This is a genomic window from Pedobacter sp. UYP1 (genome assembly GCF_040547305.1).
In the GTDB taxonomy this organism is placed as follows: domain Bacteria; phylum Bacteroidota; class Bacteroidia; order Sphingobacteriales; family Sphingobacteriaceae; genus Pedobacter.
The window spans coordinates 197863-222913 of record NZ_JBEPPL010000002.1; the positions used below are offsets into that span (position 1 = coordinate 197863).

Here is a 25051-nt window from a genome sequence, read left to right on the forward strand (position 1 = left end):
ACTATATGACAATTAATTCCTATATTTTGGGGAATTATATTTTGTTTTGAGTCTGTGCAAGAGCTAAGAAACAGTTAAAGAACTGACAATTAGTCAAATATAATTATACCCATACCCATAAATTATTTCATTTAATGGAACAAACTGTAGAGCAAAAGCTGAAAGCTTTATACGAATTACAAACCCTTCATACAAAAATTGATAAAATACGTCAGATTCGTGGTGAATTGCCAATGGAAGTGGCTGATTTAGAAGATGAGGTAGCGGGATTGGATACACGTATACAAAAATTCAAAGCTGAATTGGATGAAACCGAAGATGCTATTGTAACACGTAAAAATATGATCAAAGAATCTCAGGCTTTGATTAAGAAATATGATACTCAGTTAAAAGAGGTAAAAAATAATCGTGAGTATGATGCTTTAACAAAAGAAGTAGAGATCCAGTCTCTTGAAATTCAGGTTTGTGAAAAGAAAATCAGAGAATATGGATTTGATATCTCTTCTAAGACTGAAGTTTATGAGAAAGCTTTAGCTGATCAGGAGTCAAGAAAGAAAGATCTTGAGATCAAAAGAGGAGAATTACAAACGATTACATCTGAAACTGAAAAAGACGAGCAGGGTTTAAATAAAAAAGCGGAGAAAGCTGAGTCTGTAATTGAAGAAAGATTGTTAATTGCTTACAGAAGATTAAGAGGAAACGCAAACAATGGCCTTGCTGTTGTAACAATTGATCGTGATTCTTGTTCTGGATGTTTCAATCAGATCCCACCTCAACGTCAGTTAGACATTCGTCAGCGTAAAAAAATCATCGTATGTGAGCATTGCGGAAGGATTTTAGTGGATGAAGCCTTAACATTAGAAAACGTACCAGCATAATTAAGCAATTATTGCTAATCCTATAAAAAAAACGGTCAGATTGTAATCTGACCGTTTTTTTTATACAGTTTTTTCTAAATTTAAAACAATAGCGTTGTGTTCGTCGTTTTTATGGATTCACGTTATAGAAATATTTTATTTATGCCCGCCAAAAGGAAACTCATCCTCCTGTTAAGATATTGCCTCTTTCCCCTATTCTTAGTCATTCCCGGTACAGTTCATGCTAATTTTGATTTTAATGCTAATTGTTTAAAGGCCTATCAATTAATATTTGAGCTTAAAATTAACGCGGCAAAACAACTGATCGCGGCTGAAAAGAGCGCACACCCTAAAAATTCCATAGTGCCCTTATTAGAGAATTATGCGGATTATTTTTACCTGATTACGGTAGAAAGTAAACAGGATTTTGACAGGTTGAAAGACGAAAAATCCCGCAGACTTAGTCAGATTGAGGATGACGATGATAAATCTCCTTATTACCTGTATGCGCAGGCAGAGGTTAATTTGCAGTGGGCTTTATTAAGGAGCCGTTATGGAGAGTATTTTACAGCTGCAAGAGAGATCAAGAAAGCGAATAGCCTTTTGCAGGATAATAGTAAGAAGTTTCCAGGGTTTCATTTAAATGGTAAAGGATTGGGCCTGATTAATGTCTTCCTGGGAAATCTTCCTGATGGTACACTGAAGAGCATGCTTTCTACTTTTGGAGTTAAAGGTGATGTCCAAAAGGGATTGTTGATGCTGGATAAACTGGCACAAAACCTTCCCCGTTCTGCATTTGAGCCATTTTACGAGGAAGTAGTCTTCTACTATTCTTATGTTTTATCTGATGTAATCCATTCCCCGGATGCTTATGCCAAAACTATGAAATACACGGCCAGGATTTCTGACAGCAGTCTGTTGAAGGCTTATTTACAGGCTTATGTTTGTGCACGGAATGGCCATAACGAAGAAGCGATCGCTATCCTGGCAAAGAGGCCAGCTGGTGAGAGTTACCAGGCATTTCCTTACCTGGAGCTTTTAATGGGAACCGCAAAATTGAATAAGCTGGATTATTCAGCTTCTACTAATTTCAAAAGATTTTTACAGCTTAATAAAGGCGTGAATTACATCAAAGACGCTAACCTTCACTTGTCATGGGTTGCTTTATTAAATGGCGATACAGGGGCTTATAGGGGTTATATAGCCAAAGTTAAAAGTGCTGGATATACTTATGCTGAAAAAGATAAGCAGGCAATGAATGAGGCTGGAGCTCCAGTTCCGGATAAAGGATTATTAAAATCCAGGTTATTATTTGACGGCGGATATTATTCGAAAGCATTGGAAGTATTAGCTGGAGAGAATGCTTCAGATTATCAGGCTATCAAAGATAAAGTGGAGTTTTATTATCGTACAGGCAGAATTTATGATGCGCTGGATAAAGACGATAGTGCTTTGCAGTCTTATCAGAATGCTATAAACTACGGGAAAAATTTAAAGTATTACTTTGCAGCGACCTCTGCTTTAAATATGGGTAAGATCTATGCAAAGAAAAAGAATGATGCCAAGGCTAAAGCTTACTTTAACCAGGCAATCAATATGAAAAATCATGAATATGAGAATAGTATTGAAACTCAGGCTAAAGAAGGCCTGAAGAAACTAGGCAATTAAAACCGATATACGAAGGCGTTAATGTGCATTCCTGCGCCAACAGAAGCAAAGACTGCATATTCGCCTGCTTTTATCTTATAGCCCGCTACTTTCTCTTTTAAAACAAGGTCCAGTAAAGTTGGGATAGTCGCAACTGAGCTATTACCTAACCATGAAATGGTCATAGGAACCAGGTTCTCAGGAACAGCATCCTTATCGTATAATTTGAATAATCTTTTCATGATTGCATTATCCATTTTGCCGTTGGCCTGGTGGATAAATACGGTTTTGATATCTTCAATAGTTAATCCTGCTTTATCAATAGCCATTTTCACTACTTGAGGAACGTTTACAACTGCAAATTCATAGAGCTTACGCCCATTCATTTTCATGTAGGTATTGCCATCTGTAGCATCTGGATTACAGCTTTTAGCCATATATAACAACGAGGCAAAGGCACCAGCGAATGTTTGTGTTTTATGAGCGATAATACCAATTGGCTCTTCCTTTTCAACGCCTTCAAAAACTACTGCTCCTGCCCCGTCCGAAAAAATCATGCTGTCACGGTCATGCGGATCAATTATCCTGGATAGTGTTTCTGAACCTATTACTAAAACACGTTTGGCATCTCCGCTTTGAATCAGGTAATTGGCTTGTATAGCTCCTTGTACCCATCCTGGACATCCAAATATAATATCATAAGAAACACAATCAGGGTTCACAATTTCTAATTGCTGCTTAACTTTAGCCGCAAGAGAAGGCAGAATATCCATACGGTTGCTTCCATGATGAATATCTCCGAAATTATGACATACAATAATGTGATCTAAGGTTTCTTTATCGATTTTTGCATCATCCAGAGCCCTTTGTGCTGCAATGGCAGCGATATTGCTGTTAAGCAGGTTATCATCGATATAACGACGCTCTATAATTTCAGTAATTTCAGAGAATTTACTGATAATGTCTGCGTTGTCTTTCTCAAGAATGAGCCCGTTTTCGTAAAAAGTAGAGTTTAGGAAGGAATCTCCTGAAACAATTTTCTCCGGAATGTAACTTCCTGTGCCTGCAATTACTGAAGATATATGCTTTTTATTACCCATTCTGAACCGTATACTGTTTTAGTATTTAGTATAAAACTAGGATTAATTTATTGAAAACAAAAATTTAAGAGAAATCATCAATTAAAAAAACAAATAATTCTTTCGGGCCATGGGCACCAAGGACGAGTGTTTTCTCAATATCGGCAGTTCTGCTGGGGCCGGTGATCGTACTGATCATGGAGGGCAGCTGTGAGCCGTATTTATTTTTGATCAGTTGAAATCCATCTTTAAGATCCATAACCATTTGACCTGTTCTCGCTATGACAATATGGTGATGAGGAAAAATACTGAGCCTTCTTCCTGCTTCATTTTGATTGCTCAGCAATATAGAGCCATTTCTGGCAATCAGGGCTTCACACATGGTAATTCCAACTTCAGCCATTTCAAAGTCCTTGTCGGTCTTGTAAAAAGGGAATTCGTAAGTGGAAAGTAATTTCTGAAGCTCGGTTTCCCAGCAATATATTTTTCTCCATTTGAACTTCTCAGCCAGTTCGAGAATGTTTTCGATGAATTCAACACCGTCTTCGCAATAAATAAAATTGCCGGATACAGCGGTTAACTGCTCGGCAAATAAAATTTCCGGAATCTCTGTGTTGGGCTTGTAAAGCGGGGTTTCTTCTAAATTAGGATGTGGATTATCTCTTTTTTCAAGTAGAGCTTTCCTTATCTTTTTTAGCATTAACTCCTTGGAGGAAATATTCTCTTGCATAAAAAAATGGATTTGCTGTCATCAGTATACCTGATGACAGCTCCATAAAGTTAATTATTAAGATTCAGAATTTAAAGGCGATACTAAAGGAGCAGACGGATCTGTTGTTTCTCCAACGCCTTCATGAAGTAAGCCTTCGGCTGCAGGTTTTTGATCTCCTGTGCCATTCACGAATTCATCATATGTAGTACGGTTATCAAAAGGACGTTTACCTAAGATTTCTTCCAGATCTGCCTGGAAAAGAATTTCTTTTTCCAATAGTTTCTCCGCCAGTTTCTCTAAACCATCTCTTTTATCAATTAATAACTGCATTGTTCTGACATAAACCTCATTGATTAGTTTACGTACTTCAATATCAATCAGTTCAGAGGTTTTTTCTGAGTAAGGTTTATTGAAGTTGTATTCATTTTGAGGATCATGGAAGGAAACATTACCGATCGTACTGTTCATTCCGTAGATAGTCACCATTGCATAAGACAATTTCGTAATTCTCTCCAGGTCATTCTGTGCACCTGTAGATATTTTACCAAACACAAGGTCTTCAGCAACACGACCACCCATAGTCATACACATACCATCAGTAAGCTGCTCTGTAGTATACAAAAACTGCTCTTTTGGTAAATACTGTGCATAACCTAATGCAGCAACACCACGCGGTACAATAGATACCTTTACCAATGGATCTGCATGTTCAAGGTACCAGCCAGCAATAGCGTGTCCAGCCTCATGATAAGCAACTATACGCTTCTCTTCAGGAGAGATGATCTTATTTTTCTTCTCTAAACCACCAATAACACGGTCAATTGCATCCTGGAAATCCTGCATATCAACAGATTCTTTGTTTCTTCTGGCAGCAATCAATGCAGCTTCATTACAAACGTTTGCAATTTCAGCCCCGGCGAAACCAGGAGTTTGTGCAGAAAGTTTTTTAGCATCCACGACCACATCAGTTTTGATAGGTTTCAAGTGGACTTTAAAAATCTGCTCTCTACCTACTAAATCTGGTTTATCAATAGAAATCTGTCTGTCAAATCTTCCCGGACGAAGTAAAGCACTGTCTAATACATCAGGACGGTTAGTTGCAGCAAGAATAATAATTCCTGAATCTGTACCAAATCCATCCATCTCTACTAATAACTGGTTTAAAGTGTTCTCACGCTCATCATTACCACCCATCATGCTGTTTTTACCACGGGCACGTCCAATTGCATCAACCTCATCAATAAAGATGATACATGGAGCTTTATCTTTAGCTTGTTTAAACAAGTCACGTACTCGTGATGCACCAACTCCAACAAACATTTCCACGAAATCAGAACCTGAAAGCGAGAAGAATGGAACCTGAGCTTCACCAGCAACAGCTTTCGCCAATAAAGTTTTACCAGTACCGGGAGAACCTACAAGTAACGCCCCTTTTGGTATTTTACCACCCAGGTTGGTGTATTTTTTTGGGTTTTTAAGGAAATCTACAATCTCCATAACCTCTTGTTTAGCTTCTTCCAGCCCTGCAACATCATTAAATGTTACGTTTACCTGGCTTTCTTTATCAAAAAGAGTTGCTTTGGATTTTCCGATATTGAAAATCTGTCCGCCGCCACCGCCGGCGCCACCACCCATTTTACGCATGATAAAGATCCAGAATCCAATAAATAACAACACAGGAATAATTACTGTGAAGAACCATGAATTAAAAGTACTTTGTCTGGTTTCTTTTTCTGCTAAAATCTGGCTGTCAACCGGAACAGTTTTTTGTGATTCTGACAATTGCTTATCCAATGCATCCATAGATCCGGCAGTAAACGATACTGTAGGGCCTCCCGTTGAACCAAAATTGCTCTTAGTCTGATATTTTTTATACTTCTCCTGGTTAAGACGGTCTGGTTTAATAAATACATCAGCCCTGACCAGGTCTTCATATTTGTATGCTATAATTTTCTGAACATCTCCCGGAGCAAGCATGTTCGTTTCAAATTCCCTGTACGTGATTGTTTTATTGGTATCATTGGTAAACAAAACGGAAACCAGGACAAGGCCTAAAATGATAGCAGCGTAAACCCAGAATATATTGAAGTTTGAACCCTTTTGAGGTTTTTTGGGAATGTTCGGTATTCTCTTAATTAATTTGGGCTTAGTATTTTCTTTCTCTTTCATCGTTGATTCAAAAAAATGTATAAGGTTGTAACTGGTTATGCGCTTTGATAAGAAGTTGTTTGTGCGTCGCCCCATAAATCTTCGATCCCATAAAAATCTCTTTTTTCAGTTTTGAAGATATGAACAACAACATCAAAATAATCCAAGATTATCCATTCTGCGTTTTCTAATCCTTCTTTTCTCCACGGCGTGGCTTCTGTGTTTTTGTAAATTTCGTCTTCTACACTATCTGCGATAGCTTTCACTTGTGTCGACGAGTCTGCGTTGCAAACTATAAAATAATCTGATACGGAGCTATTTAATTCTCTTAAGTCCAGACGGACTATATCGTGGCCCTTTTTTTCCTGCATGCCTTGAACGGCTATTTCTGAAAGGTAGGTAGAAAGGTTTACTAATTTCTTTTTTACCATTAAAATGTTTTATTTTTGATAAATAACAACTATAAAATCAACTATTGCAAAATAACACTTTTTCAACACTATTTGTTGGTCAAAATCTTATCAAATTATTAGCAGTTGATTCTACCAATAATTTTTTGAAAAGGATGGTGTCAAATTCCGAGCCATTACCCGAAGGAACTGTTATTATGGCAGAGAATCAATATGAAGGGCGTGGCCAGGTAGGGAGTAAATGGCATGCTGAACCGGGTAAAAACCTCACTTTTAGCATTCTTCTCCGGCCATCGTTCATGCAGCTCAGAGCGCAATTTAACTTGAATATGACTATCAGTATTGCGATTCAGAAAGCGCTGGAAAGTCTTATTGGTACAGGTTTATCTGTCAAATGGCCGAATGATATCTATTTTGGACATCAAAAGATAGGCGGGATGTTATTGGAGAATATCGTTGCTGGAAGCCATATAAAGGCTTGTATCGTAGGAATAGGAATCAATGTTAATCAGGAAGTCTTTGAAACTGAGTTACAGGACCGGGCCAGCTCAATCTATCAAATTTTACACCGGCATGTTGATTTAGTAACGCTTTTAGCAGAAATTTGCAGCCATATAGAGGCTGGATATTTAAAACTCAAAGCAGGGAACTATAACAGTTTGCGTAATGAGTACCTGAATTATCTTTATCAATATAACATAAAAGCCAATTACAGACAAAATGGCGAGATAATTGAGGGAAAAATAGTCGATGTAAGCGAAAATGGATTATTGAGTCTGGAAACCATTGAGGGAATAAAGACGTATAATTTTAAAGAAATTGAATTCATTAAACCATAATAGAAATTATCAGTCTTAGTAAATACCAATATAATTTATAAACATGAAAAGAATAACCTTAGTATTTGCCTTATTGTTTTTTACCATTCTTGGAGCTTCTGCTCAGATTGAGAATCCGGTAACCTGGTCTTATGCACAAAAGAAGATCAGTAAAACAGAAGCCATAGTTTATCTTAAAGCAACTATTCAGGATGGATGGCATATCTATTCTCAAACTGTAAAACCAGGTGGGCCGGTTAAAACAACGATTAAGTTTAATCCATCAAAAGATTTTACTAAAGTAGGGACTACTGCAGAACCTAAAGCTCTTTCTAAATTTGAGAAAGTTTTTGATATGAATGTTGGTTATTTTGAGAATCAAGTTGTCTTCCAGCAAAAAATTAAATTGAATAAACCAGCAACAGTTGTTTCTGGTACCATAGAATTTATGGTTTGTGATGCTTCGAAATGTCTTCCTCCGGACGAAGTGAAGTTTTCTGTACAAGTCAAATAGATTTAAAAGGACTATTGAAGAGCGCCAGAAATTCTGGCGCTCTTTTTTTTGTCTTTTTCTGCCGAATATCGAAGTACAGTAAAATATTGGCAATCCGGTAATTCAAAACTTTTTAAACAAGAAATTATAAGTAATTTCACAGCCTTATAGAAAAGGGTAATACCCAATCAGGTTAAAAAACATGAGAATGAAAAAGTTAATTTTAATGCTTGGCTTGGTGCTTACGATGCTTTTAGTGCATTCCAGCCAGAGTTTTGCTTTGATACAAAGCCATGATTCTACAGCAATAAGCGATGATATCCAGTTTACTGAAATTGGATCTCCTGCTGACAGTGCTGCGAACGCTATAGTTAAAGACAGTGTTAAAAAAGATACTGTAAAGGCCGCCGCTGTCATTAAGCCTGTGAAAGAAATACAGCAAACAGAGCAGGAGAAAACGTTATGGCAAACCTTTATACAGGGGTTGATTGGTGGTTTTATTGCCTTTTTAATGCCTTGTATTTTCCCGATGGTGCCACTTACAGTTAGTTTCTTTACTAAAAAAGCAGGCAGCAGAAAAAAGGGAATAGGTCAGGCTGTGATTTACGGACTCTCTATTATTGTTATTTATGTAGCTTTCGGATTATTGATTACCCTGCTTTTCGGTTCTGCTAAATTAAATGAACTCAGCAGCAGCGGATGGTTCAACTTTACCTTTTTTATCTTGCTGATTGTTTTTGCGATCTCATTTTTCGGCGCTTTTGAAATTACTTTACCAAGTTCTTTTGTCAACAAAATTGATCAGAAAGCAGATGACACTAAAGGTTTAGGCGGAATATTTTTTATGGCGGCTTCTTTAGCGCTTGTTTCATTCTCCTGCACTGGTCCTATTATTGGGACATTGTTAGTACAGGCGAGTTCGAAGGGCGAAATTCTGGCTCCTGCAATTGGGATGTTTGGATTTGCGCTGGCTTTAGCACTACCTTTCACCTTATCAGCGATATTTCCTGGTTTCTTAAGCAGCATGCCTAAATCAGGTGGCTGGTTAAACAGTGTAAAAGTTTGTCTTGGTTTCCTTGAGCTTGCGCTGGCCTTAAAATTCTTGTCTGCAGCAGACCTGGTCTGGCACTGGGAATGGTTTGACAGAGAGATATTCCTGGTCTTATGGATTGTAATTTTCTTCCTGATGGGTATCTACATTCTTGGGAAGATCAAGTTTTCGCATGATAGTGATGTCCCATATGTTTCTGTTCCAAGGTTGTTTTTTGCTATACTCTCTTTTTCTTTTGCGATGTACCTTGTTCCTGGTCTTTGGGGAGCGCCGGTTAATATTTTAAGTGGAATTGCGCCTCCTTTAAATACACAGGATTTTATTCTGGGTGGAAATAGTGGTGGAAGTTCACAGGGAACCTCCGATTTTCCTGCGGTAGTTAAATATAACGATGTCTTACATCCTCCGCATGGATTCAATGCATTCTTTGATCTGGATGAAGGGTTGGCTTATGCGAAAAAAGTAAATAAACCAGTACTGATAGATTTTACTGGACATGCTTGCGTAAACTGCCGGAAAATGGAAGATAAAGTATGGATCGATCCGCAAGTGGGTCATTTAATTAAGGATGAATACGTTCTTATACAATTATATGTAGATGAGCGGTCTGTTAAAATGCCACCAGAGAAAGTACATTACTCTAAAATTTTAAGGACTACTACAGATGACCTTGGCCGTTGGAACGGTGATTTCCAGGCTACGACTTATAATTCTAACTCACAACCTTTTTATGTCCTTGGCGGGCATGATCTGGCACCTTTAGTTGCCCCTCAGGGAGCAATTTTTGACGCTAAAGAATACGCCGCTTATTTGCAAAGCGGACTTGATAAATTTAAAGCATCCAAGAAATAATGAACAAAATTAAAAACATAGCTGTATTAACATCAGGGGGAGACGCACCAGGTATGAATGCTGCCATAAGGGCAGTAGTCAGAGCCGGGATATATTATGATTTAAATGTTTCAGGAGTACTTAGAGGATATGAAGGTTTAATTAATGGAGATTTTATCCCCATGGACCGGAAATCCGTAGCGAATATTATACAGCGTGGTGGTACCATTCTTAAAACAGCCCGGAGTGATGACTTCCGGACTAAAGAAGGAAGACAAAAAGCTTATGACCAGTTGATATTGCACAATATTGATGCAATGGTTGTGATCGGTGGCGACGGTACTTTTACAGGCGCAAATTTGTTTACCAGTGAATTTGATTTCCCGGTGATTGGTCTGCCAGGTACTATTGACAATGATTTAGCAGGTACAGATTTTACTATTGGATATGATACCGCAATTAATACGGTAGTGAATGCTATTGATAAGATCAGGGATACTGCAGAATCACATGACAGACTTTTTATTGTAGAAGTGATGGGCAGGGATTCTGGACTAATCGCTTTGAGAAGTGGGATCGGTGTAGGTGCAGAAGCCATTATGATTCCTGAAGCCAATATGGGTGTAGAAGGATTAATTAAAAGATTAGAATACGGAAGAAAGGATAAATCATCTAAAATTATTATTGTTGCTGAAGGCGATGAAGTAGGCGGAGCTTTTAATGTAGGAGAAGTGCTTAAAGAGAACTTCCCTAATTATGATATCCGTGTCTCTGTTCTGGGGCATATACAACGTGGTGGTAAGCCAAGCTGTATGGACCGCGTGCTAGCAAGCCGTTTTGGTGTAGCAGCCGTAGAAGGTCTGCTGGAAGGCAGATCGGGTGGTATGGTCGGTCAGATCAACAAAGAAATTTTGTTTACTCCTTTTGACCATGCTATCAAACACATCGATGCAGAAGAGGTAAGCCCGGTCTGGTTAAAACTGGTAGAGATTCTCTCTTTGTAGTAATTAATGTGCTTAAATAGTCAATTGAGCAATTACTTTTGCGGCATCTTGCTTATCATTAGTATTTTACTTACTTTTGCATCCCCGCTAGCATGCAGCTCCGGGAACTATGTTGAATACATAAACTTATAAAGAAATGGCAACTAAAATCAGATTGCAAAGATTCGGTAAAAAGAGCAGACCTTTTTTCCACGTAGTGGTAGCGGATTCACGCGCACCGAGAGATGGTAAATTTATTGAGCGTTTAGGTTCATACAACCCAAACACCAATCCTGCTACTATCGAAATTAATTTCGAAAAAACATTAGACTGGGTAAACAAAGGTGCTGAGCCTACGGATACTTGCCGTACTATTTTATCTCACAAAGGTATTTTGTACAAAAAACACTTACAAGGTGGTGTTAAAAAAGGCGCTTTAACTGAAGAACAAGCAGATGCTAAATTTGCTGAGTGGTTAGTAGCTAAAGACAGTAAAATCGAAGGCAAAAAAGACAGCTTGACTAAATCTAAAGATGAAGTTAAGAAAACTGCTCTTGCTGCTGAAGCTAAGAAAAATGCAGACCGTGGTGCTGCTATCGCATTGAAAAATGCACCAGTAGTAGAAGAAGTTGTAGCTGAAGAAACAGAGGAAACTCCTGTAGCTGAAGAAACAACTGAAGAAGCTCCTGCAACAGAAGAAACAAAAGAAGAAGAAGCATAGTAATTTGTAATTCTTGATTATAGCGAAGAATCCTTCATCTGAAGGTTTTCTTCGCTATTTTTATTTAATGTAATAATTGATTTAGATTTAATGACGCACGAAGAGGCATTTTATATAGGGTATTTTACCAAAACAAAAGGATTAAAGGGTGAACTTCAACTATACTTTGAATATGATGAACCAGGTTTACTTGAGCTTGATGTCATCTTTGCAGAGATGAACGGCAAGATGGTTCCTTTTTTCGTTTCGGCGTTTAAAATGCAGCCTAATAGCACTGGAAATATTTACCTGGACGATATCGATCATATTGACAAGGCACAACCTCTGCTAAAGAAAAAGGTTTATTTGCCAATCAGCAAGATGCCTGACAGAGATAATGATGACTTTCATTATACTGATCTGGTTGGATTTATAGTTACCGATGAAACTCATGGAGAGCTTGGTGAAATTCTTGAAGTCAATGAATATCCTCAGCAGTTTGTAGCTACGGTTTCCTATCAGGAGAAAGAAATCATGTTTCCTTTAAACGATGATATGATTGTTGAGATTGACGAAGATGCCAGTACATTATTGGTTGATCTTCCAGATGGTCTGCTTGATATTTACTTGTCTAATTAATTTGATCCTATGCGTTTTGATATCATAACAGTTTTGCCAGACCTATTACAAAGCCCTTTCGCACATTCTATTTTGCAGCGGGCACAGACTAAGGGTATTGCTGAAATAGTAGTGCACAGTCTTAGAGATTACTCCACAAACAAGCAACGCAGTGTTGATGATTATCCATATGGCGGTGGTAGTGGTATGGTGATGTCAATTGAGCCTTTTGCGCGCTGTATAGATGCTTTAAAAGAGCAGCGTACCTATGATGAGATTATTTTCATGACACCAGACGGAGTAACATTGAATCAGTCTATGGCTAATGAATTGTCTGGAAAAGGAAATGTAATCATTTTGTGTGGTCATTATAAGGGGATTGACCAGCGGATCAGGGATATTTATGTGACACGTGAAGTTTCTATAGGTGATTACGTTTTATCGGGTGGTGAATTGCCTGCAGCAGTTCTTGTAGATGCAATAGTAAGATTAATACCAGGTGTATTGAATGATGAGACGTCAGCTTTGAGCGACAGTTTCCAGGGAGGCTTGCTTGACGCTCCGTTATATACCCGTCCTGCCGATTATAAAGGTCACCAGGTACCCGAAATCCTTTTGAGTGGCCATGAGTTGAAGATTAACAATTGGAGGCATGAGCAGGCTCTGGCACGGACAATGAAGCGTCGTCCCGATCTGTTGGAAGATTAACAGGTTTCTGTAAATATTATTCTCTTAAAACTCTTTTAATTCTTTAATAAATAATTTATTTCACTTGTTCGTTATTTACAGATGAAATTATTTATATATTTACGAAATAGTATTTGTAGCCCGTTTAACGGGCTGCTTGTAAATCGTGTAAATAAATTCAATAAGAATGAGTGAAAGTATAGATAAGTATAAGATCAATTATTTCTTAGACAAGCTTACCGTTAAGGAATATAAGTTTGCAATGAAAATGATTCCCAAATTGTTGAATATTTCGATGAACACATTTCATAATTACCGGAGAATAAAAATTGGCGAGACCCAGGACATCCCGTATGAAAAAGTTAAACTCATGGAAATTTTATTTGACGCGGAAAGCGGGGCGCTGGAAACTACAAAAATGAACGGAAAAAGCCTCGTGCAATTGCTTAAAGGCCAATGACAAGCGTAATTTAATACCTATTGAGAAATAAAAAAAAGAAGAATTATTGTGGATTTCGTAAAGAATGTTGAAAAAAAACAAGAATCACTTTTTTTTATTAAATAAAATTCCTAATATTGCAGTCCGATTTTAAACAACAAAAAGTCGGCTTAATAGCTTAAAATCATGGATTTAGTAAAATTTGTTGAAGAGCAGGTAATCGCAAAGAACGAGTTTCCTGCATTCAAATCAGGAGATACAGTGAGTGTTCACTATAAAATTCGCGAAGGTAATAAAGAACGTGTTCAAATTTACCAAGGTGTAGTCTTACAACGTAACAGCGTAGGTGCTAATGAGACGTTTACTGTTCGTAAAATGTCTAATGGAGTTGGAGTAGAGCGTATCTTCCCAATTAACTCGCCAAACATCGCTAAAATTGAAGTTAACAGTCACGGTAAGGTGCGTAGAGCTAAGTTGTTCTATCTTCGTGAATTGACTGGTAAAGCAGCTCGTATCAAGTCTAAGAGAGTTTAATTTCTCTACAAAATATATAGGCCTTCCCGATTCTGTCGGGGAGGTTTTTTTGTTTGTACTTACCTCATCCCCTGGTTCCGCATGTTCTTTGCCGGACAGTCCTATTTTACCCGGATCAAGTCATAAACTTGTGGGGCAGTCTCTTTTTTAAGCATAAATTTTGGACACGTTAACAGAAAGCCTTTGCGATCACGGATGCGCTTATGCCTCTGGAAGTTGTGCCGAAAGCTTTCAATTTGTATGGGAATGACTCAGGCGAAACAAGGCCGGGCTGTTCGTAAATAAATTCAAAATAGCCAAATAACAGATCTATACCGGCCGGGTACTGCCTGAGTACTGTCCGAGTACTCGTTAGGGTAAGAGCAGTGCTAAAGTAACGCGAGAGCATGGCAAGTCCAGGTCAAAACAACTAGTTGAAATGACTTAGAGTTGCTATGCTTAAAGGCTGTTTACAACCTGCTGTCACCCCGACCACCACTCAGGCACAACTAAATCACAACCGGATGAAGATTAATGAAATTATAATTTTCCCTTTGACTAACCCACGGACCACTGCGGACAATTGCAGACAGCTGCGGACAATTACGGACATTTTTTACGCATCAGGATAATCTTTAACGCTAATAGCCTACATTGGTGGAAAGGCATTTATTTATTATGGGAAGTTTAACGGGTAAATTTTTAAAGGGAATCCTGGGCGATTTCATTTTTAAAGCAGCAGTTTGGAGTACAGGTTGTTTCAAAAGTTCTGTAAGGGGCATAATGAAACAATCAATGGAAACCGAAAGGCATCAGAGAACTTTCGTAAAAGTAGCAAGCTTGGAAAAAATCAGGATCTTTCCTCCCCCTGAGAATTCCGCTGAAGGGTTGGCCGATCTCTTATCAAAGTAATCAGGAGCGTTTAATAAGGATAAATTGAACTATAAAATCAGGAAGTAATTGGATTTCTACAGCCAGGTTAAAGGGGCTCTGGAGCTGGTTATCCAAGGCATACATTGTTAAGAGTGATCAAGCCGTAAATAAGGCGATATTAAGCGGTCAATAAAGTTTTCTTACCTCGATTATATAACGGGATTCCAAAGGTCACCAGGAAGCCGAAAAGCTTTGTGGGTATGAAAATAGTGTAAAAACAAAGAGGGTCAATATTGATGTATGTATACACCAATATTGACCCTCTTATCTTATTGAGTTCTCTTATGGAAACTAAGCGAGTTCGCCAAGGACAGTAATACCGCCTTTAACTACCTGGTTCAGTTCCAGGTTAACTTTAGTCCCAACAGGAAGAAATATATCTACTCTGGAGCCGAACTTAATAAAGCCAAATTCTTTACTTTGTTCTACTACATCACCTTCTTTAACATACCATACGATTCTTCTGGCAAGTGCTCCGGCAATCTGTCTGAATAATACCGGCGTTCCGTTTGCGTGTTCTACAACAACTGTTGTACGTTCATTTTCAGTAGAAGATTTTGGATTCCATGCCGCTAGATATTTTCCAGGATGATATTTGAAAAACTTAACTACACCGGCAATTGGATTTCTGTTTATATGAACGTTTACAGGAGACATAAAAATAGAAACCTGTAATCTTTTGTCTTTGAAATATTCATTTTCCTGAGTTTCTTCAATTACAACAACCTTCCCGTCAGCCGGGCAGATGATCAGGTTTCCGCCAGTTACGAATGGTCTGGATGGATTTCTGAAAAATTGAAGAACAGTAATGAATAACGCGAATGAAGCAATATACACTGCCCACCTTAGCCAGGTAACATCAGCAAATCTATAGTCAATAATAGCATTAAGGACGAAAATAAAAAGGAGAGAGAGTGCGATGGTTGTATAACCTTCTTTATGTATTGTCATTTAAGTATAAATATGTTTGATGCAAAATTGTGAAAAATTTACGGGAATCAGGCTAAAGAATCACGATCAGGAAATTGTGCGGTAAATATGTTTAAGATTCCGGCCCAATTCATCATAATCCAGGCCATAGCCTACTACAAATTCGTTCGGGATTTCAAAGCCTACATATTCAAGCTCTTTAATAGGCGAAAGAATGGCCTCTGGCTTGAAAAGCAAGCTGCAAACGCGCACTGACGCCGGCTGCTGCAGATAAACCTTTTCTAATATATATTTCAGCGTCAACCCTGTATCAACAATATCCTCTACTATGACCAGGTGACGGTCCTGAAGATTCTCTGGCAAACCAAATATCTCTTTCAATTCTCCAGTGCTGGTTAGTCCGCCTTTATAGCTTGAAACCTTCATAAAAGCTACCTCACAAGGAATTTCAGTTTCTTTAAGCAAATCAGCCATAAATAAAAAGCTGCCATTCAACACTCCAATAAAAAGAGGGCGTTTATCTTTATACTCAGCATTAATTTGTGCTGCAATTTCTTTTGTACGCTCATTAATGCGTTCGTTCGTGATCGATATCCCGAACTTTCTGTCTCCAACTTCTATCGTATTCATCATTTCTTTATGGCGAAGTTAATTGGCTTCTTTTTCCAGACGGCGTTTTTCCCGCCTTTCTCTTCGCAATTCTTTTCTTGTTTTTTTTACAGTATCCTGTACTGTTAACTGTTTACTTGTCGTATCCTTCTCTTTTTTAGACCTGCCAAATAACCTGTCAAAAAGATTTTTTGATTCATCCTGCATTTTAACAGGAGCATCGGTATCTGTATCAAAAGCAGCAGTATCCACTTTTGCCGAATCAGGCAGTAGATAACGGCGCAGACCTTCTCTTAATCTTACATTATAAAAACCATAACCACTGGTATCAGCAGGTGTTAAGCCACGTTTAGCCATGATCCTGCCCATATATCTGAAATAAGGCAGCATATAGTCTTTCAACCCACCATCACCACGGAATTTGAACATAGCTATTTTAGGGCGCGGAACGATATTGGCCAGGAATATACCTTCACCGATACTCAGTTGTGAAGGGCTCTTTCCAAAATACTGGCGTGATGCCTCACCTATTCCATAGATGTTTTTACCCATCTCAATGATATTGAAGTAGACCTCAAGCATTCTCTGTTTGCTAATCAGGCGGTTATTCTCAATTAACCAGACAATCAGGATTTCTTCTGCCTTACGTGCAAGCGTTTTTTGTCTGCTTAAAAATACATTCTTCACCAGCTGCATTGAAATTGTACTTCCTCCTCTCACAAACTTCTTCTCTTTGAAATTAATCACGAACGATTTACGGATGGACTCTTCCACAAAGCCTTTGTGTGTATAAAAAGAAGGATCTTCAGAAGTCAGCAGCGCATTTTTGAAATTACTTGAGATTTCAGAAAGTGGCGTATAATTGGGGTTAGATGGCCCGATTGTAATATCACGCATTGGTTTTCCATACTCATATGGCGTATATACAAAAGTATCATTGATCTTTTGCAGATTTAACTTACCCCATTTCACTATTTTGAAATTATAAGGTGTCAGCGTAGAGTTGAATTTTAAACTATCCGGCGTACTGCTGTCCAAATAAAAATTAAGATCGTATTTAATCTTTCCTTTAACCTGTAACCCATCCAATGATTCAAATAAGCCTTCTGGAAAAGCATTTAAAACAGCCTGCGCGTCCTGTTCATCGGCATGAAGTTTCACTTCATAAATTTTATCCGGTGAAAGTGTATACTTCAGATAAGGATGAATTGCGGCGTCTTTAAGGAATACCGTTGATGTACTATCCAGCGCTACGAAATCTGGCCCGATCAGCATGTCAGCGTCAATTTTAGCGTCCTTGACTATAATGTCGTTAGAAGCAATCTTTGCATGGTTAATTAGTAAGTTTTTGACTGACCAGGAACCAGAAATCTTGAAATTGTCACCACTATATTCAGCGCTTCTCATTTCAGTTCTGACGGTATCAAAGCTTAGTTTAGCATGCAGCTTGTTTTCAAGGTAAGGCAATTCGACCTTCTTACCATCTGCAAAGAACAGCACGTCCATCTGTTTTTTACCCGGTTTCAGCTTACCATCAATATGCCAGGTAGCCTCATTGTTATTGACCAAAATGGTCGATTTTAAATCTCCCCCGTCAATTGTCGCCGTTGTAGTCAGAAAACTTAATTTTGCAGTGTCATTGTCATTCAATGTAAAAACCAGGTTCTTCATCTCCATATCATCCGGGATTTTATTGAGTACCTGGTTAAGGATATCATGCGCAATTTCACTCAGATCAATTTTTGCTTTATTGTCTTTTTTATCTTTCTTTTTTCTTTTCAGAATAAAATCCAGATTGGTCAGACTATCCTTCAATACGATGTTTACTTTACCCGTATTTAAAGCCACCTCTGCTAATTTGACGTCTCCAAAAAGTAAAGGAAATAGCTTTACACCAATAGTAAGATCAGCAACCGTAGATAAAGTATCCCGGTCTTTAGGAACCACAGAGATGTTTTTCATGTGTACAGTGCTTAATCCTTTAAAGCCGGCAGTCTCAATTTTTATGGCTAATCCATAATCAGTATCGGCCTTCTGGATAGCCTTGGCTATCATTTTTTTGAGTAGAGCTTCTCTTTTGCTATAAGCAACAGAACCAAGGATGGCAATTAATACAAGAAATACCCCTAGAACCCATGCACCTGCTTTGATGTACTTTTTAGGGATGTTTATTTTTGGAAGACGCATGCTGTAAAATAGATGTTTAATTGCTTAACGTTAAATGCAAATGTTTATTTCGTGTTAAAATTACACTTAAAAAGCCTAAAATCAATTAATTGTAACCTCCTTTTGTTAATTTTGGGCAATGAATATTAGCAACGAACAAGTTTTAGCTGCTTTAAGAAATGTCGAAGACCCTGATCTTAAAAAAGATCTGGTCACATTGAACATGATTAAAGAGCTGAGCATCGAAGATAAAAAAATTAGTTTCACCTTAGAACTGACCACTCCAGCCTGTCCAATGAAGGATATGCTTAAAAATGCCTGCCTCAATGCCATCAAGCATTTTGTAGACAAAGAGGCCGAAATAAATATAAAAATTACCTCAAGAGTGACCAAACCAAATGATACTACCCAGCTAAAAGACATCAAGAATATAATTTTGGTCTCTTCTGGTAAAGGTGGAGTAGGGAAATCGACTGTGGCGAGTAATCTTGCTGTTACGCTGGCAGCAGATGGAGCTAAAGTTGGTTTAATTGATGCAGATATTTACGGCCCTTCTGTACCAACTATGTTCGGCCTTTTGGGTGCCAAACCAAGTGCAAGGGAGACTGCAGAAGGAAAAACACTGATTCTTCCAATTGAAAAATATGGTATCAAGTTATTATCACTTGGCTTTTTTGCAGATCCTGACCAGCCCGTACCATGGCGTGGGCCTATGGCATCTAATGCAATTAAACAATTGTTCAACGATGCTGATTGGGGTGAACTGGATTATCTGATTGTAGATCTTCCTCCTGGAACCGGGGATATTCACATCACTATTACCCAAAGCTTCCCGATTGCAGGTGCAGTAATTGTGACAACACCACAGCAAGTGGCTTTAGCAGACACCAGAAAAGGACTTGCGATGTTCAGGATGCCAGGTATTAATATCCCGGTATTAGGAGTAATTGAGAATATGGCTTATTTTACCCCTGAAGAACTGCCTGAAAACAAGTACTATATTTTTGGAAAAGACGGTGGAAAAGCTTTGGCAGCTTCTTTTGATGTGCCTTTCTTAGGGGAAATACCTCTTGTTCAGGGAATTACTGAAGGTGGAGATAGTGGTACGCCTATTGCAATGGATAAAGCGAGCCAGACGTCAATTGCATTTTCAGAAATGGCAGGAAAGATTGCACAGCAGATTGCAATTAATAATGCGTTGCGGTCAGATTGCTAAAAAATTAGTAAATTTATATTTTAAAATATATCATGGAATTAAAAGAACAAGTAGAACAAGCATTAGAAACTATCCGTCCTTATCTTAAGGCTGATGGGGGTGATGTTGCGATAGAAGAAATTACGCCGGACAATGTCGTTAAATTGAAGTTATTGGGAAACTGCGGATCTTGCAAAATGAGTTTTATGACCATGAAAGCAGGAATTGAGCAGGCTATAATGAAAGCGGTACCACAAATTACTGCGGTTGAAGCTATTAACCTGACTGAATCAGTTTAGCCATTTAACAAAATTTAACTAGTCACTGTAAGAATTACAGTTATTTTTGTACAATGAAATACATCTTTACGGTCGTTTTGATTTTTTTTACTGCAGGGCTGTTTGCGCAACAAACGCCTTCAGGGAAGAAATTGATCCAATTTTCTGGTATTATAACAGACAGGGACAGTAGTTTTGTTGTCCCTTACGTGACTATAACCAATAAAACCAACCAGGACCAGCGTTATGCTGCCAATTATAAAGGCTATTTTTCTTTCGTTGCCCACCCGGGAGACACTTTGATTTACAACGCTATCGGATACACCGACAAAGTGGTTCTTATCCCGTTTGATATTAAAGACTCGAAGTACACAGCGATGGTAAAAATGAAATCAGAGATCGTTTACCTTCCAGCTGTACGTGTTTATCCATGGGCTACCGTAGAAGAGTTTACCAAAGATTTTCTGGCAATGAAGGTAGCTGATGATGATATGGAAATTGCAAGGAAGAACATGTCTTCACATTCCATCAATGGAAAAATTCAATATCTCCCCAGGGATGCTGGAGAGATATCTTCAACGAATTTCCGTATAGATCAGGAAAGAGCGTTGAATAAAAATATGGTACAAACTAACCCATTATTAAATCCGTTTGCCTGGGGCAAGCTCATGCAGCAGATTTTTAGTGGGGATAAAAGCAGACAAAACAATAATTAGCGTTTCTTATTGCGCTGTTTTGGAAATTTCATTCTGTAATCTGCATGAATATCTCCTCTTGAAATTGAATCCAGCTTAGACTTCAGCATTGTTTTACGCAATAAACTTAAAGTATCGGTAAACAACTTGCCCTCTATATGGTCATATTCATGCTGTACAACACGTGCTGCCATACCTGACAAAGCTTCTTCACGCATTTCCCAGTTTTCATCATAATACTGAACCTTGATATCAGGCTTACGTAATACATCTTCCCTGATTTCAGGAATACTCAGACATCCTTCTGTAAAAGCCCAGGGCTCACCTGTTTCTTCCAAAATCACAGCATTGATAAATACCCTTTTGAAGCCTTGCTTTCCATCTTCATCCTCACCAGTATCCACAATGAACAGCCTGATTGGCAGGCCAATCTGTGGCGCAGCCAAACCAACACCACTTGCTGCATACATGGTGTCAAACATATTGCTGATTAGTTTTTGTAAATCCGGATAATTTTCATCTATGCTCTCGCATACTTTCCTTAATACCGGATCTCCATAAGCTATAATTGGTAATTTCATCTGTATAATTTTTTTTGACCTGTTTAAATACATACAATATGTATTTATCTTGCTACTGCTTATTGACAGTAACAAAGTATATTACAAAAGTACAAATATTAGTGCCTGTTTCAAACTGGCTCTTAAGCTAATGGATAAAAGGTTAAGACGCTGAGGTTTTTTTCATCCAGAATTTCGTCTGCAATTTGTGCCATATCCTGCGTATTTACAGCTTGTATTTTTTGAAAAACAGTTTCCAGACTGTCTATTTTATCATAATCAATCAGGCTTTTGGCCATGGAGACAATTAGCCCTATTCTATTTTCTTCTCCTAGTGCAATTTGTCCTATAAACTTATTTTTGGCCTTTTGCAACTGCACTTCTGTCAATGGGTTTTCTCTTATTTTTTTAAATTCTTTATAAATAAGGGATTGCGCTCTATTCACTTTTTCTTTATCCGTCCCAAAATACAAAGTAAAAATACCCGTATCACTCAAAGGACTATATCCCGATTCTATACTGTAAGCAATCCCATGCTTTTCTCTGATCTGTAAATTCAGAATAGAACTCATTCCAGTACCACATAACAGGTTATTCAATAACAACAGGCCTGTTTTAAAAGGATGATGTAAAGAATAAGCTGTAGAGCCAATCATGGTATGTGCCTGCATAATCGGTTTTTGGTCGATACGCGTAATTACTTGTGATTGAGCCGGAGCTTCTCTGTTATCCTGATGCAGATTTTCTGGAATTTCCTCATAATATTTAGTGAAGATTTTAACGGCCTTAGCTAAAGAGTAATCACCCAATACCGCAACAACAATTTTATCTGTATGGTAGTTAGCTGCAATAAAATCTTTAATATCTTGTTGAGAAAGCTTATCTACACTTTCTGTTGTACCCAGAATATTCCTTCCTAACGAATGATCAGCGAATACGATATCTTCAAAATCATCATAAATAGCTTCTTCCGGCTGATCAAGGTATGATGCAATCTCATCTAAGATCACGCCTTTCTCTTTTTCCATTTCCTCTTCAGGGAAGGTAGAATGGAAAACAATATCATTAAACAGTTCCAGTGTTCTGTCCAGGTAAGGGTGTAGAAAAGAAGCGTGGATACAAGTATATTCTTTCGTTGTATAGGCATTTAAATCTGCCCCAACACTTTCGAGTCTGTTCAGAATCTGGTTTGTATTCCTTTTTTCTGTGCGTTTAAAAATTAAATGCTCAATAAAATGGGCAAGTCCAGCCTGGCTTTCAGTCTCATCGCGCGAACCGCTATTTACAATAATACAGGCGTGAGAGATCGCTGATGCAGAGGGTACGTGAAGAAGACGAATGCCATTAGGCAGTGTGTGTACATTATATTCCATTCTATGCAAAGATACAGAAGAACATTGCTAACCAATTGTAATATTCTTTCTTAAAAATTTGAAGAAGAACCCCCTCCACCGAAATCTCCGCCACCAAAGCGGCTCTCTGTTCCGGAAGGCGTATCCAGCTGAGTAGTCGCAATAATCAGTGACTCCACATTGAGGCCTCCAGGAATAGTATCTTCAATCAACTCTTCAGAAGTAAAGCCTTTTTTAGGGATCTTAAGATAGCTGATTACCCAATAAGAGCCTCCGAGTGTAATCAATCCGATCAAAACAAGCGTGCCCTCAATAGGCAGTACATGATAATAGTTTTTAAAAGTGACTGCAGCTATAGCGATCAGCACAAGCCCCGTACGGAGTAAAATCACATTCTTTTGATAAAGGCCCAGGCCAGTATAAATGAAAGGAACAAGTATAGTCCATGGCCAGAAAAAAACAGGATAAGGAACTTTATATGGCCCAATGGTCGTATAGCCATAAAGTGCATTACCCATTTCCTGAACTACATAATAATTACCCGCCAGATATAAGGTAAGTAAGCTGCCTGTTTGCACAAAGCGGAGACAATACTGGTAATCAGCAAATTTTGGATGACGACTTTTAGACCATGAAAAATAATAAACAACAGCAGATAGCAACATCACTAAAAATGGAAGTATTGCTTTACCAAAAGAAAGGTGCGCGATAGCCAACAGTACCGCAAGTACTAATGCCGTTAAAAAGCAAAATAAAGCCATCAGGCTGTCTGCAAATCTTACCGTCAGGAATAAGCTAAGGAAAAGCGTAAAAGCAGCCATAGAGATTGCAGTGTTCATGGTGGTGTTAAAATCCCAGTCCATCGTAAATGTGAGCCAGGTAAATGCAACACAAAACAGGCCGCCCGAAATCCAGATCAGGGCGTCATCAGTACCAGATCTGAAATGATGTTTGTTTTTCACAACCACCTCCAGCGCAATATAACTGATCAAACCTAAAAAAAGCACCCAGGCACCACTATGAGAAGTGACGATTGAATCCCAGCACATATAGGTCAGTAAACAGCCCCCAAACAAAGCAATCACACATGTTAACAGGAATAATCCTGATCTGACAAAGATGTTAGGAGAGTAAAATCCAACCGGATAAGCTTTTTCTATATTTTTAAATTCCTCTTTGGTCAGATCACCCGCGATCAGAGAAGGATAAACCTGATCTTGTATATTCAGGTTGGTCAGCCATATTTTATTGTAGATGATCATATCTCTTTAATTTTTTTATTCAGCTGGACCAGTGCAACGATTAAACCGATTGCCGATCCGATAAAATAGAGTAACCCTGTCACAAAAGCAGCTTCTGAATCTATATTGAACAGCACTCTGACTACAAGGGTGCTGATTGCTGCATAAGCATATAAGATAACCAGCAGCAGAAAATAGAACGATTTATTTTTTAAGGCATTCCGGTACAAGATAAAAGCCAGTATAAGCACGGCAATTAACCACAGAAAGCTTAGCATATTTTCATAAAAACTGAAATAACCCGTAAAAAGTGCAATAAAAGAAATATTCACTCCGAAATTCTGATAAGTGAACTTAAAATGCTTTTTAAAGTTATAGTGCTCAGAAAGGTAAGCTGCAGCTAACAACAACAACCCTAAAAAGAGATAAGGGACAATTAAAGGATTACTGCTGTACAGCCCATTTGAAAGGATAGTGAAAGGCGTAATGGTTGCACCCAGCCAGATAGCCAGGTTGGTAATGCCCATACTCAGCACACCGATATGGTCAAATTCATAAGCTACATAAAACAAGATGAGCATTGGAATAAACGTGGCAAGGCCATAATTATCGCCGAAAACATGATATTGAAATTGAAGATAACCCAGAAAGCTCAGCAGGCTGAGGCAGCCTAATAATAAGATATAGTCATAAAAAGAACTGGGAGATTTGACTTTTTCCCTGCTAAAAGGTTTCCTGTTTTTAACGCAGTAAAAGAAACTGCCTGTGCAGATCGCAGCAATAAAAAGTAAGATAAACTGATGACCAATGGTGTCAATATTTTTATAGATCAAAATTCCCAGGCCTGTGCTCAAGAGTGTAACACCCAGGTATAAAAGAGTTTTCAGCTCCCAGTGTAAAGAGAATAAAGAGTTTTTATCTCTTTCCACTGCCTTTTCCAGTGTTTGCTCACTAATGAGCCCCTTAGTATGCAGCTTTTTATAAAGGTTAATATTCATATTTCCGGCTGAAGCTATAATTTCTATGGTAAGCTTACGAAAATTTAATTAGACTGTCAATTTGACAACTAAAATGAAATTGGAACATCCCTTGATAAAGCCGTTATG

25 protein-coding genes are annotated in these 25051 nt (G+C 38.2%); 14 read left to right on the forward strand and 11 right to left on the reverse strand.

Annotation, left to right across the window (positions count from 1 at the left end):
- Positions 1-134: 134 nt before the first annotated feature.
- Both ABIB30_RS04830 and ABIB30_RS04835 read left to right on the forward strand, forming a co-directional pair.
- The gene (locus ABIB30_RS04830) at positions 135-878 is read left to right on the forward strand and encodes a zinc ribbon domain-containing protein (RefSeq protein ID WP_354299735.1); all 744 of its coding nucleotides are present in this window, start codon (positions 135-137) and stop codon (positions 876-878) included.
- 141 nt (positions 879-1019) lie between these two features.
- The gene (locus ABIB30_RS04835) at positions 1020-2525 is read left to right on the forward strand and encodes a tetratricopeptide repeat protein (RefSeq protein ID WP_354299737.1); all 1506 of its coding nucleotides are present in this window, start codon (positions 1020-1022) and stop codon (positions 2523-2525) included.
- On the opposite strand, the gene ABIB30_RS04840 is transcribed toward ABIB30_RS04835, so the two are convergent.
- From ABIB30_RS04840 to rsfS, 4 genes are all read right to left on the reverse strand, one after another.
- Complete coding sequence (locus tag ABIB30_RS04840; RefSeq protein WP_354299739.1) at positions 2522-3604, reverse strand: 3-oxoacyl-ACP synthase III family protein; 1083 nt, start codon at positions 3602-3604, stop codon at positions 2522-2524. The genes ABIB30_RS04835 and ABIB30_RS04840 overlap by 4 nt on opposite strands.
- A gap of 64 nt (positions 3605-3668) precedes the next feature.
- Positions 3669-4313 carry a LutC/YkgG family protein gene (locus ABIB30_RS04845; protein WP_354299742.1) on the reverse strand — a complete coding sequence of 215 codons (645 nt, stop codon included), beginning with the start codon at positions 4311-4313 and terminating at the stop codon, positions 3669-3671.
- 57 nt (positions 4314-4370) lie between these two features.
- Positions 4371-6464: an ATP-dependent zinc metalloprotease FtsH gene (gene ftsH, locus ABIB30_RS04850; RefSeq protein ID WP_183869278.1), complete on the reverse strand. Its 2094-nt coding sequence runs from the start codon at positions 6462-6464 to the stop codon at positions 4371-4373.
- A 35-nt stretch (positions 6465-6499) separates the two neighbouring features.
- Positions 6500-6874: a ribosome silencing factor gene (gene rsfS, locus ABIB30_RS04855; protein ID WP_068404664.1), complete on the reverse strand. Its 375-nt coding sequence runs from the start codon at positions 6872-6874 to the stop codon at positions 6500-6502.
- Between the two features lie 44 nt (positions 6875-6918).
- Here rsfS and ABIB30_RS04860 point away from each other — a divergent pair, with 44 nt between their 5' ends.
- The 9 genes from ABIB30_RS04860 to rplS all read left to right on the forward strand — a co-directional run bounded on the left by ABIB30_RS04860 (position 6919) and on the right by rplS (position 14007).
- On the forward strand, positions 6919-7692 hold the full coding sequence (locus ABIB30_RS04860) for a biotin--[acetyl-CoA-carboxylase] ligase (protein WP_354299747.1): 774 nt from the start codon (positions 6919-6921) through the stop codon (positions 7690-7692).
- Positions 7693-7735: 43 nt separating this feature from the next.
- Entirely contained in the window at positions 7736-8185 is a 450-nt protein-coding gene (locus ABIB30_RS04865) for a protein-disulfide reductase DsbD domain-containing protein (protein ID WP_354299749.1), read from the forward strand.
- Positions 8186-8372: 187 nt separating this feature from the next.
- Positions 8373-10067, forward strand: a complete 1695-nt coding sequence (locus ABIB30_RS04870) for a protein-disulfide reductase DsbD family protein (RefSeq protein ID WP_354299752.1) — start codon at positions 8373-8375, stop codon at positions 10065-10067.
- Positions 10067-11050 carry a 6-phosphofructokinase gene (pfkA, locus tag ABIB30_RS04875; RefSeq protein ID WP_354299754.1) on the forward strand — a complete coding sequence of 328 codons (984 nt, stop codon included), beginning with the start codon at positions 10067-10069 and terminating at the stop codon, positions 11048-11050. The genes ABIB30_RS04870 and pfkA overlap by 1 nt, the downstream gene beginning before the upstream one ends.
- Positions 11051-11186: 136 nt before the next feature.
- Positions 11187-11750 (forward strand): 30S ribosomal protein S16, encoded by a 564-nt coding sequence (locus ABIB30_RS04880; RefSeq protein WP_354299756.1) that lies wholly within the window; start codon positions 11187-11189, stop codon positions 11748-11750.
- Between the two features lie 90 nt (positions 11751-11840).
- Positions 11841-12368, forward strand: coding sequence for a ribosome maturation factor RimM (rimM, locus tag ABIB30_RS04885; RefSeq protein ID WP_354299758.1), 528 nt, complete (start codon positions 11841-11843; stop codon positions 12366-12368).
- 9 nt (positions 12369-12377) lie between these two features.
- Positions 12378-13055, forward strand: coding sequence for a tRNA (guanosine(37)-N1)-methyltransferase TrmD (trmD, locus tag ABIB30_RS04890; protein ID WP_354299761.1), 678 nt, complete (start codon positions 12378-12380; stop codon positions 13053-13055).
- Positions 13056-13221: 166 nt separating this feature from the next.
- Positions 13222-13494: a hypothetical protein gene (locus ABIB30_RS04895; RefSeq protein ID WP_354299763.1), complete on the forward strand. Its 273-nt coding sequence runs from the start codon at positions 13222-13224 to the stop codon at positions 13492-13494.
- A 165-nt stretch (positions 13495-13659) separates the two neighbouring features.
- On the forward strand, positions 13660-14007 hold the full coding sequence (gene rplS, locus ABIB30_RS04900; protein WP_041883657.1) for a 50S ribosomal protein L19: 348 nt from the start codon (positions 13660-13662) through the stop codon (positions 14005-14007).
- 1203 nt (positions 14008-15210) lie between these two features.
- On the opposite strand, the gene ABIB30_RS04905 is transcribed toward rplS, so the two are convergent.
- The 3 genes from ABIB30_RS04905 to ABIB30_RS04915 form a co-directional block, all read right to left on the reverse strand.
- Positions 15211-15870 carry a phosphatidylserine decarboxylase family protein gene (locus ABIB30_RS04905; RefSeq protein ID WP_068404647.1) on the reverse strand — a complete coding sequence of 220 codons (660 nt, stop codon included), beginning with the start codon at positions 15868-15870 and terminating at the stop codon, positions 15211-15213.
- Between the two features lie 66 nt (positions 15871-15936).
- Positions 15937-16482: a hypoxanthine phosphoribosyltransferase gene (gene hpt, locus ABIB30_RS04910; protein WP_354299766.1), complete on the reverse strand. Its 546-nt coding sequence runs from the start codon at positions 16480-16482 to the stop codon at positions 15937-15939.
- A gap of 15 nt (positions 16483-16497) precedes the next feature.
- Positions 16498-18645: a transglycosylase domain-containing protein gene (locus ABIB30_RS04915; protein ID WP_354299768.1), complete on the reverse strand. Its 2148-nt coding sequence runs from the start codon at positions 18643-18645 to the stop codon at positions 16498-16500.
- 118 nt (positions 18646-18763) lie between these two features.
- On the opposite strand from ABIB30_RS04915, the gene ABIB30_RS04920 reads away from it, so the two are divergent.
- From ABIB30_RS04920 to ABIB30_RS04930, 3 genes are read left to right on the forward strand one after another with little or no spacing between them, the layout of a single operon-like run.
- On the forward strand, positions 18764-19840 hold the full coding sequence (locus tag ABIB30_RS04920) for an Mrp/NBP35 family ATP-binding protein (protein ID WP_354299770.1): 1077 nt from the start codon (positions 18764-18766) through the stop codon (positions 19838-19840).
- Between the two features lie 32 nt (positions 19841-19872).
- Complete coding sequence (locus tag ABIB30_RS04925) at positions 19873-20118, forward strand: NifU family protein (protein WP_354299772.1); 246 nt, start codon at positions 19873-19875, stop codon at positions 20116-20118.
- Positions 20119-20171: 53 nt separating this feature from the next.
- A complete protein-coding gene (locus tag ABIB30_RS04930; RefSeq protein ID WP_354299775.1) occupies positions 20172-20813 on the forward strand; it encodes a hypothetical protein in 642 nt (213 codons plus the stop codon).
- Here the strand turns inward: ABIB30_RS04930 and def are convergent.
- The 4 genes from def to ABIB30_RS04950 form a co-directional block, all read right to left on the reverse strand.
- The gene (gene def, locus ABIB30_RS04935; protein ID WP_354299777.1) at positions 20810-21373 is read right to left on the reverse strand and encodes a peptide deformylase; all 564 of its coding nucleotides are present in this window, start codon (positions 21371-21373) and stop codon (positions 20810-20812) included. The genes ABIB30_RS04930 and def overlap by 4 nt on opposite strands.
- 122 nt (positions 21374-21495) lie before the next feature.
- Entirely contained in the window at positions 21496-22725 is a 1230-nt protein-coding gene (locus ABIB30_RS04940) for a M16 family metallopeptidase (protein WP_354299779.1), read from the reverse strand.
- 50 nt (positions 22726-22775) lie between these two features.
- Positions 22776-23966 (reverse strand): hypothetical protein, encoded by a 1191-nt coding sequence (locus ABIB30_RS04945; protein ID WP_354299781.1) that lies wholly within the window; start codon positions 23964-23966, stop codon positions 22776-22778.
- Complete coding sequence (locus tag ABIB30_RS04950; protein WP_354299783.1) at positions 23963-24943, reverse strand: DUF2157 domain-containing protein; 981 nt, start codon at positions 24941-24943, stop codon at positions 23963-23965. The genes ABIB30_RS04945 and ABIB30_RS04950 overlap by 4 nt, the downstream gene beginning before the upstream one ends.
- Positions 24944-25051 lie beyond the last annotated feature (108 nt).